This window comes from Micrococcus sp. HSID17227 (genome assembly GCF_003989405.1).
GTDB classification, from domain to species: domain Bacteria; phylum Actinomycetota; class Actinomycetes; order Actinomycetales; family Micrococcaceae; genus Micrococcus; species Micrococcus luteus.
The window spans coordinates 1-8,813 of sequence record NZ_RBLN01000078.1 but is presented as its reverse complement, the minus strand read 5'-3'; the positions used below and the strand labels follow the sequence as shown (position 1 = coordinate 8,813).

Annotated in this window: 7 protein-coding genes and 1 pseudogene; 6 read left to right on the top strand and 2 right to left on the bottom strand. The window is 74.0% G+C overall.

Annotation, left to right across the window (positions count from 1 at the left end):
- From D8M29_RS05880 to D8M29_RS05870, 3 genes are all read left to right on the top strand, one after another.
- Positions 1-653: NADP-dependent oxidoreductase (locus tag D8M29_RS05880; protein WP_148111528.1), on the top strand; the 653-nt coding region annotated here is incomplete at its 5' end.
- 70 nt (positions 654-723) lie between these two features.
- Positions 724-2,046 (top strand): DUF4921 family protein, encoded by a 1,323-nt coding sequence (locus D8M29_RS05875; RefSeq protein ID WP_174233307.1) that lies wholly within the window; start codon positions 724-726, stop codon positions 2,044-2,046.
- Positions 2,047-2,089: 43 nt separating this feature from the next.
- Entirely contained in the window at positions 2,090-3,742 is a 1,653-nt protein-coding gene (locus D8M29_RS05870) for an AarF/ABC1/UbiB kinase family protein (protein ID WP_036338696.1), read from the top strand.
- A 28-nt stretch (positions 3,743-3,770) separates the two neighbouring features.
- Here the strand turns inward: D8M29_RS05870 and D8M29_RS05865 are convergent, their stop codons facing one another.
- Entirely contained in the window at positions 3,771-4,901 is a 1,131-nt protein-coding gene (locus tag D8M29_RS05865; RefSeq protein ID WP_127445845.1) for a trans-acting enoyl reductase family protein, read from the bottom strand.
- Positions 4,902-5,028: 127 nt separating this feature from the next.
- On the opposite strand from D8M29_RS05865, the gene D8M29_RS05860 reads away from it, so the two are divergent.
- The 3 genes from D8M29_RS05860 to D8M29_RS05850 all read left to right on the top strand — a co-directional run bounded on the left by D8M29_RS05860 (position 5,029) and on the right by D8M29_RS05850 (position 8,656).
- A complete protein-coding gene (locus D8M29_RS05860; protein ID WP_127445844.1) occupies positions 5,029-6,036 on the top strand; it encodes an IS481 family transposase in 1,008 nt (335 codons plus the stop codon).
- Between the two features lie 130 nt (positions 6,037-6,166).
- Positions 6,167-7,156 carry a cation diffusion facilitator family transporter gene (locus tag D8M29_RS05855; protein WP_036338702.1) on the top strand — a complete coding sequence of 330 codons (990 nt, stop codon included), beginning with the start codon at positions 6,167-6,169 and terminating at the stop codon, positions 7,154-7,156.
- Between the two features lie 33 nt (positions 7,157-7,189).
- Positions 7,190-8,656: a serine hydrolase gene (locus tag D8M29_RS05850; protein WP_127435302.1), complete on the top strand. Its 1,467-nt coding sequence runs from the start codon at positions 7,190-7,192 to the stop codon at positions 8,654-8,656.
- Between the two features lie 20 nt (positions 8,657-8,676).
- Here D8M29_RS05850 and D8M29_RS14145 read toward each other — a convergent pair.
- A pseudogene (locus D8M29_RS14145) lies at positions 8,677-8,813 on the bottom strand (aminoacyl-tRNA hydrolase); the annotation flags it as partial.

Genomic DNA, 8,813 nt, shown 5'->3' with positions numbered 1-8,813 from the left:
GGTGCGCGCGCTGGCTCACGCGCGACGGGTCTGCCGTCGAGCAGGCACTCGGCCCGGAGCACCTGGACCTGCAGCCCGGGGAGCGGTTGCTGATCACCGGGGCCGCCGGCGGCGTCGGGCTGATCGCCACGCGCTTGGCACACCTGCGCGGCGCGCACGTGACCGTGACCGCCTCCGCGGCGGGTGAGCCGTACGTCCGCGAGGCCGGCGCCGACGCGGTGATCGACTATCGCGCCCGCACCGTCGCAGAGGGGGGCGAACGCTTCGACAAGGTGTTCGACCTCATCGGCGGTGATCAGATGGCCGAGCTGCTCGGCTCGATCGAGCCCGGCGGCCGGCTGGTGACCATCGCGGGCCCGCCGAGCCCCGGCAGCCTTCGTGAGACCGCGCGCCCGTCGCGTCGGCCGCTGGCCGCCGTCGTCTCCCGGGTGGCCAGTGCGAAGGTGCGCCGGGCCGCGAAGAAGGCCGGGGTGACCTACGAGTTCTTCCTCATGCATCCGGACGGGGCGGGCCTGGCCGAGCTCGTTCGGCTCGTGGACGCCGGCGAGCTGGCCGTGACCGTGGACAGCCGCTACCCCCTGGCCGACTGGGAGCAGGCGTTCGAGCGTCTCGAATCCCACCATGCCAAGGGCAAGGTGCTGCTCGAGTTCTGACCGGCGGGCGCGTCGGCGCCGGCCTGCCCGGGCCGGCACCGCCTCGTATCCTGGCCTCGTGCACCCGTCTGTGAGCGAGCCCCTCACCCGACTGCCGGACGGCACCGTCAAGCAGCGCAACCCCTTCACCGGTACCGAGGTCTGGACCGTGCCCGGCCGCGGCCACCGCCCGCTCGGCCTCGTCCGGCCCGCCCCGCAGCCGCTCGACCCCGCCCAGCACGGCCGGCACTGCGCCTTCTGCGAGCACCGGATGCTGGAGACGCCGCCGGAGAAGTCACGCATCGTCTCCACGAGGGCCGACGACGGCGCCCCGGCCTGGCAGATCCTGCGGCATCCGGCCGCGGAGCGGCTCGAGGAGACGATCCCGGCCTTCCGCCGGGTCCCCAACCTCTTCGAGATCCTCAGCTACGACTACTGGCGTCTCAACCACGGCTACGAGCTCCCCCCGGACGCGTGCCGCCGCCGTGACGAGTACCTGGCCACCGAGGCCGGCCGCGCCCACGTGCGCGCCGTCGTCACCGCGAAGCTGCGCGCCTCCGGCCGCTCCGCCGAGGAGGCGGCGGCGATGTCCGAGGCGGAGCTGATCGGGGCGTCGGCCGCATTCTTCGGCGGCACGCACGACGTCGTGATCGCTCGGCGGCACTTCGTCGACGGCGCCGTGGACGACCACCAGCTGGCCTCCTCGGGCACCCTCACCCCGGATGAGCACCACGCGTTCATGGCCCTGACCGCCGACGCGATGCGGGACCTCTACGCGACCACGCCCGCCGTGCGGTACGTCTCCGTGTTCCAGAACTGGCTCAAGCCCGCCGGCGCCTCCTTCGACCACCTGCACAAGCAGCTCGTGGCCATCGACGAGGTCGGCGCGCAGAACGTCGCCGCCCTGGACCGGCTGCGCGAGGACCCGCAGGTGTTCAACCAGGCCGCGCTGGACGTGGCCGTGGCGCACGACCTGATGATCGCCGCGAACGAGCACGCCGTGATGTTCGCCGGCTTCGGTCACCGGTATCCGACGGTCGAGGTCTACTCCACGAGCCCGGTGGGGCAGCCGTGGCGGCAGACCGCGGCCGAGCTGCGCGCCGTCTCCGACCTGCTGCACGCCGCCCACGCGGCCACCGGCCCGGACGTCCCCTCCAACGAGGAGTGGCACACCCGCCCGCCCGGCGTCGCGGACCCGATGCCGTGGCGCGTGATGCTCAAGTGGCGCGTCTCCACACTCGCCGGCTTCGAGGGCGCCACCAAGATCAACGTCAACACCCTCAGCCCGTGGGACGTGCGGGACCGGGTGCTGGCGAGGCTGCGGGAGCTGTGGGCGGCGGGCGCGCTCGCGGACGGGATGCGGATCGGGGCCGACGCGCGGGTCCGGCCGGGCATGCTCCGGTACGCGGACTGAGCGGCGGGGCCCGTCCCTCCGCGCGGTCGGTAGCGTGGGCGTCATGGCCCTCCACCTGCAGCGCTACCGCGAGATCGCCCACGTCATGGCCCGCAACGGCCTCATGGCCACGGCCGTGCAGGCCGGGCTCTCCCGGTGGCTGCCCCTCGAGGAGGGGGAGCCGCACCTGGGCATCGACGCCGAGGCCCGCCCCGAGCTGTTCGTGCGCACGTTCGAGGAGCTGGGCGTCACCTTCGTGAAGCTCGGGCAGCTGATCTCGGCGCGCCCGGACGTGTTCCCCGAGGCCTACTGCGCGGCGTTCGCCCGCCTCACGGACAGCACGTCGGCGGTGCCCTTCGAGGCCGTCGCCCGGACGGTCGAGGAGGACCTCGGCGCCGACGTCGACACCCTGTTCGCCTGGTTCGACCGGGCGCCCCTGGCCACCGCCTCCATCGGTCAGGCCCACCGCGCGCGCCTGCATGACGGGCGCGCCGTCGTCGTGAAGGTCCGCAAGCCCGGTGTGGTGGAGCAGGTCCAGGCGGACCTGGAGATCCTGCGGACGCTGGCGGCCACGTGGTCGCGGGCCTCACGGACCTTCGCCGACCTGGACGTGCCGGCCATGGTGGACGAGTTCGACCGCTCGCTGCGCGCCGAGCTCGACTACGTGGTGGAGGCGCGGGCCTGCGAGGAGATCGCCGCCGGCTTCCGGGACACCCCGGGCGTGCGGTTCCCGTGGATCGAGTGGGACCTGACCACCTCGCGCGTGCTGACCATGCAGGAGCTCTCCGGGCTGCGCGTGGACGACCTGGCCGGACTCGACGCCGCCGGCATCGACCGGGAGGAGCTGGCGTACCGGGCCGCCGACGTGCTGCTGGCCATGGTGTTCGAGCACGGCGTGTTCCATGCGGACCCGCACCCGGGCAACCTGTTCATCGAGCCGGACGGGACCGTCGGGTTCATCGACTTCGGCTCCGTGGGGCGGATCTCCCCGTCCCTTCGACGCCGGTTCGCGGGCCTGGCCATGGCGCTGGCCCGGCAGGACACCGACGGGCTGGTGCGGGCCCTGCTGGACATCGCCCCGCCGCGCGGCCCGGTGGACCGCCGTCGGCTCCGGCTGGAGGTGGCCCGGATCGTCGGCCGCCTCGAGGGGCGCGAGCTCGAGGACATCCGCGTGGCGCAGCTGATCTCGGAGATCTTCGCCCTGGTGCGGCGCCACCGGCTGTCCCTGCCGCCCGAGCTCGTGCAGCTGCTGCGGATGCTGATCATCGTGGACGGCATCGGCCGCCGCCTGCACCCCGGCTTCGACTACACCCGCGTGCTCGACCCGTTCGCCCTGCGCCTCGTGGGGGAGCACCTCGACCCCCGGCGGGTGGCGGGCCGGATCGGCCGGGCCACGATCGCGGCGGCCGAGCTCGGCATCGACCTGCCGGAGTACGCCCGCAAGGTGATGGAACGCATCGACGACGGCGGGATCGACGTCACCGTCCGCGCGAGCGAGCTCGAGCCGCTCGTGACGCGCCTCGAGCGGACGGGCGACCGGGTGGTGGCCGCCATGGTGGTGGCCGCGATGATCACCGGCGGCACGAACGTGCTCGTGGCGTACAAGGACCGGCTCGGCCGCTTCGCCGGGCCGGTGGTGGCCGCCGGCGGCGCCGCCCTGACCGGCGGCAGCGCCTATCTGGCCTGGATCAGCCGCCCGCGGCGTCGCCCCCGCTGAGGGCCACGGGCGGGGTCAGTCGTCGGGATCATGCCCGCACCAGGCCGACCGCGGCGCAGGCCGTCTCGAAGTCGTCGAGGCCGAACGCCTGGATCGGGCTGACGACGCCGGCCTCGAGGGCCCGGCCTGCGGCGAGCTGCCGGGCGCCCCAGGCCATGAGGTCCCCGGTCAACGTGTAGGCGTTGGGGCCGCGCAGGTGCACGTCCGCGACGACGCGGCCGGCGGCGTCGCGCGCGATCGCCCCGACCCGGGAGCCCGTGCGGGCCCGGTCTGCGGCGTCGGGGCCACCCGGGTCCCCGGCCAAGGGCCGCAGCAGGGCCTGCACGCCGCGGGCGACGCCGGGGAGCCACCCCACCGCGCCGAGGGCGGCGGCGCCGATCTGCGTGGGCCGGGCCGGGAACCAGCCGTTGAAGACCTCGACCTCATCCAGGCCGGGCTGCATCCGCGGCAGGAACAGGGACTCCGTGCCGCCGAACAGCACGCCGCGGCGGTCCTGCCCGTCGACCCGGAAGACGGCCGACCGGCTGGCCGGGCCCGTCGTCGCCAGCCGCCCGCCGCGCCACGTGATCGTCCGCTCGGTGAGGGCGTCCACCATCGTCTGGCGCGTCCCGTGGCTGAGGTCGACGCGCGGGTCCAGCTCGCCGTCGGCGAAGTAGCCGATCTGCAGGGACCGTGCGCGTCCACCGGCCTGCGCCAGCGCGAGCCCGCCCGCGAGCATGCCCGGCGCGTAGTCGAAGCCGAGGGCGGGCAGCAGGGTGGCGCCCGTGCGTCGGGCGGTGGCGTCCAGGTCCGCCTTGAGGTCCTTCACGAAGCCGACCTCACCGGTCGAGTCCACGTAGTGCGCGCCCCGCTCCGCGGCGGCGCGGGCGACCGGTCGGCCGTAGCGTTCGAAGGGGCCGACCGTGGAGACCAGCACATCGCCCTCCGTGACCAGGGCCCTCAGCGAGGCGGGGTCCCCGGCGTCGGCGACGGCGACCTCCAGCCCGTCGTGCCGCCTCGCCGCGTGCTGGAGCGAGTCCCGGTTTCGGCCCGCCAGCACGGGCCGTGCGCCCTGGGCCACGAGGGCGTCCACGACGAGGGATCCGGCGTAGCCCGTCGCGCCGAGCACGATGATGCGGGGGGCGTCGGGGTGGTCGAGGTGCAGGGGAGAATCCGTCATGGCCCCACGCTAGGTGTTGTGGGTCATGAGGTTCTTGCCACGAGGCGCCGGCTGAGATGAGACGAGTGGGCCCCGCCCCGCAGGATGGAAGTTCCTACACCACCCACCTGCCAGAAGAGACCCACTCATGACTCACGCTAACGCACCCCTGACCCCGACCGGCCGGCTGCGCATGGTCCAACGCCACCTGCACGACGGGATCCCGCAGGCGCACGTGGCAGCCGAGTTCCGGGTGAGCCGGCCCACGGTGGCCACCTGGGTCGCCCGCTACCGCGCCCAGGGAGAAGCCGGCCTTCAGGACCTGCCCAGCCGGCCGCACCGTTCACCTGCCCAGCTCGATCCGGTCCTGGTCGCCCAGATCCACGCCCTGCGGCGGGAGCGCAAGTGGTCCGCACGGCGCATCCATCACCACCTCGTCTCCGAGGGCCACCGGGTGTGTCTTCGTACCGTGGGACGGTGGCTGCACCGGGCCGGGATCTCCCGGTTACGGGACCTGACCCCGGCCGGAGAAGACCTGCGCCAACGACCCCAGAAGATCACCGCGAGAGGGCCGGGGCACATGGTGCACCTGGACGTGAAGAAAATCGGGCGCATCCCCGAGGGGGGCGGCTGGCGTGCTCACGGCCGGGACTCCGAGAACGCGCGAGCGGCCAAGCGCGGGCCTGGCCGGCGGGTCGGGTACACCTACCTGCACTCGGCGATCGACGGGTACACCCGCCTGGCGTACACCGAAGCGTTGGAGGATGAGCGGACGGTGACCACGATCGGGTTCTTCTGCCGGGCGAGGGCGTTCTTCGCCGCCCACGGCATCACCGTGGACCGGGTGATCACGGACAACGGCAACAACTACCGGGCCGTGGACTTCACCCGGAAGGTGGTCTCGCTCGGGGGCCGGCATCACCGGATCCGCCCCTACACCCCGCGTCACAACGGGAAGGTCGAGCGGTACAACCGGCTGATGGTGGACGAGGTCCTCTACGCCCGCCCGTACTCCTCAGAGCAAGCTCGGCGTGAGGCCCTGGCGGTGTGGGTGAACCACTACAACTACCATCGGCCTCATACCTCCTGCGGGGACGCTCCTCCGGCCTCACTGGCACCGACCCGAGTCAACAACGTCATGCCCTCCTACAGCTAGGCCGCGCACGCGGAGACCTCACGGGCTCGGCGACGCCGATCCGCGTGGACCCCATCTCGCGCTCCCGGACCGGCGGACCCGGACATGGCGAGCCTGGCCCGGCACCCGCCTGCAGGGGCAGACTCGGGGGATGACCCGTACCCCGCCCGCCGTCGCCCCGCCCGCCGCCGAGACCGGCGGCGAGAGCCTGCTGACCGTCCTGATCGCCCTCGGCGTGAACGCGGTGATCGCCGTCGTCAAGTCGATCGTGGGCGCGGTCACCGGCTCAGCCGCGATGGTGGCGGAGGCCGCGCACTCCTGGGCCGACGCCGGCAATGAGGTCTTCCTGCTGCTGGCGGAGCGTCGGGCCGGCCGAGCCCCCGACGCGCGGCACCCGCTGGGCTACGGGCGCGCGGCCTACGTGTGGTCGATGGTCGCGGCCTTCGGCCTGTTCGCGGTGGGCTCGGCGGTCTCGGTCTGGCACGGGATCACGGCCTGGTCCGCCCCCGAGGAGGAGGCGGAGTACACGATCGCGTACATCGTGCTCGCCGTCGCGTTCGTGCTCGAGGGCATCTCGTTCCTGAACGCGCATCGGCGCGTCCGCCGCGACGCGGAGCGGCGGCACATCAGCGATGCCACGTTCCTGCGCCAGACCTCGGACCCCACCCTGCGCGCCGTGTGGGTGGAGGACGCCTCGGCCCTGATCGGCCTGGCCATCGCGGCCGCCGCCCTCGCCCTGCACCAGCTCACCGGGGACCCCCGGTGGGACGCCGCCGGCTCGATCCTCGTGGGCGTGCTGCTCGGGGTCGTCGCGATCTTCCTGCTCTCGCGGAACATGGCGTTCCTCGTCGGCGAGGTCGCCGACCCGGTGATCCGGACCCGGGTGCTGCGCTGGCTGCTGGAGCGGCCCGAGGTGCTCTCCGTGAGCTACCTGCACCTCGAGTACGTCGGCCCGGAGAAGCTCTTCGTCGTCGGGGCCGTGGACCTGGCCGGGGACGAGCGGGAGAGCGAGGCCGCGGTCCTGCTCCAGCGCGTGGAGGACGCCCTCCTCGAGCACCCGCGCGTGGCCGCCGTCGTGCTCTCCCTGTCCAACCCCGCCCACGCGCCCCTGGCCCCGGAATCGCAGAACACCCGCGTCTGAGCCCGCGCGGCCGGCATCGTACAGTGGCCTCTCGTGACCCGGACCACCCCCGCCCCGCCGCCCGCTCCGTCCCTCGACCGCCTCCGGGAGGCGGCCCCGTACCTGTCCCGGTGGCTGGCCACCCAGGTGGAGACGCGGCACGTACCCGGCGCCCAGGTGGCCGTGCGGCTCGGCGACGAGCTGGTGCTCTCCGCCGCGTTCGGGGTGGCCGACGAGGCCACCGGGGCGGAGCTGACCACCGGCCACCTGTTCCGCGTGGCCAGCCATTCCAAGACCTTCACGGCCGTCGCCGTGCTGCGCCTGGTCGCCACCGGTCGTCTGCGCCTGGACGACACCGTGGCCGGACGACTGCCCGACTGTGCCGCCACCCCGCTGGCCCGGGTCACCGTCCGCGAGCTGCTCTCGCACACCTCCGGCGCCATCCGCGACGGGGTGGACGCGGACCACTGGCAGCTCGACGGCCCCTTCCCGGACGCCGACGCCCTGCGCGCGATCGTCCGGGAGCACGGCGCCACCTACGCCCCGCAGGAGCGGTTCAAGTATTCGAACATCGGGTACGGCCTGCTCGGGGCGATCATCGAGGCAGCCACGGGCCGCGGCTACGCCGAGCACGTCACGGAGGACATCCTCGTCCCGCTCAACCTCACCGACACCCGCCCCGAGATCGACGACGACGCGGCGGGCCGGGCCGTCGTCGGCCACACCCGGGCCCACGGCCGTGGGCGTCGGGTGAGCGTGGCACCGACCGCCACCGGCGCGCTGGCCGCGGCCACCGGCTTCGTCTCCACGGCGGAGGAGCTCAGCCGCTTCTTCTCCGCTCTCGCACTGGATCGGCGTGAGCTGCTGGACGAGCACGCGCTGCGCCTGATGCACCGGGCCGAGGCCTCCTTCCCGCGGGGGACCGGGACCGGCACCTACGGGCTCGGCCTGATCGGGATCAGCGTGGGCGGACGACGGCTCGTGGGCCACTCCGGCGGCTTCCCCGGGCAGATCACCCGGACCCTGGTGGACCCGGCCACCGGTCTGACCGTCAGCGTGCTCACCAACGCCGTGGACGGTCCGGCGGACGCGCTCGCGGTGGGCCTCGTCGAGCTCATCGACCTGCTCGCCCAGGACGCCGCCGACGGGCAGGCGCTGCCCACCGGTGTCACGACCGACGACCTCGACCGGCTGACCGGCCGCTACGTCTCCCTGTGGGGCGAGACGGACGTGGTTCGCGCCGGCGAGCGCCTCGTGCTGATCGACCCCGGAACCCCCGGCCCCCGGGACAGGATGCACGAGCTGCGAGCGCTGGACGCCACCACGTTCCTGCCCGAGGACGAGGACGGCTTCGGCGCGTCGGGGGAGCGCATCCCGTTCGACCTCGGCGACGACGGCCGGGTGGTGAGGATGCGCGTGTCCGGGGTGAGCAGCTGGCCCGAAGAGGACTACCTCGCCCGGCGTGGCGACGCGTGGGGTCACCGCTCGGCCGCCGGCCGTGGGGTGACCGCGCGGGACTGAGCCGCCGCCTGCGAGCGGCCTCAGTCGAGGCCGGGGCGGCGGCGCGTGCGCTTCACCTCGGAGCGACGGCGTTTGGCCTCCAGCCGGCGCCGCCGGGGGCCGCGCGTCGGCGTCGTGGCCCGCCGCGGCGTCGGCGGGGCGAGGGCCTCGCGCAGCA

What these genes read in the sequence shown, in the direction of transcription:
- D8M29_RS05870 (WP_036338696.1), top strand. Translation starts at nt 2,090, where the DNA reads ATGGCCCTCCACCTGCAGCGCTACCGCGAGATCGCCCACGTCATGGCC.
- D8M29_RS05865 (WP_127445845.1), bottom strand. Translation starts at nt 4,901, where the DNA reads ATGACGGATTCTCCCCTGCACCTCGACCACCCCGACGCCCCCCGCATC.
- D8M29_RS05860 (WP_127445844.1), top strand. Translation starts at nt 5,029, where the DNA reads ATGACTCACGCTAACGCACCCCTGACCCCGACCGGCCGGCTGCGCATG.
- D8M29_RS05855 (WP_036338702.1), top strand. Translation starts at nt 6,167, where the DNA reads ATGACCCGTACCCCGCCCGCCGTCGCCCCGCCCGCCGCCGAGACCGGC.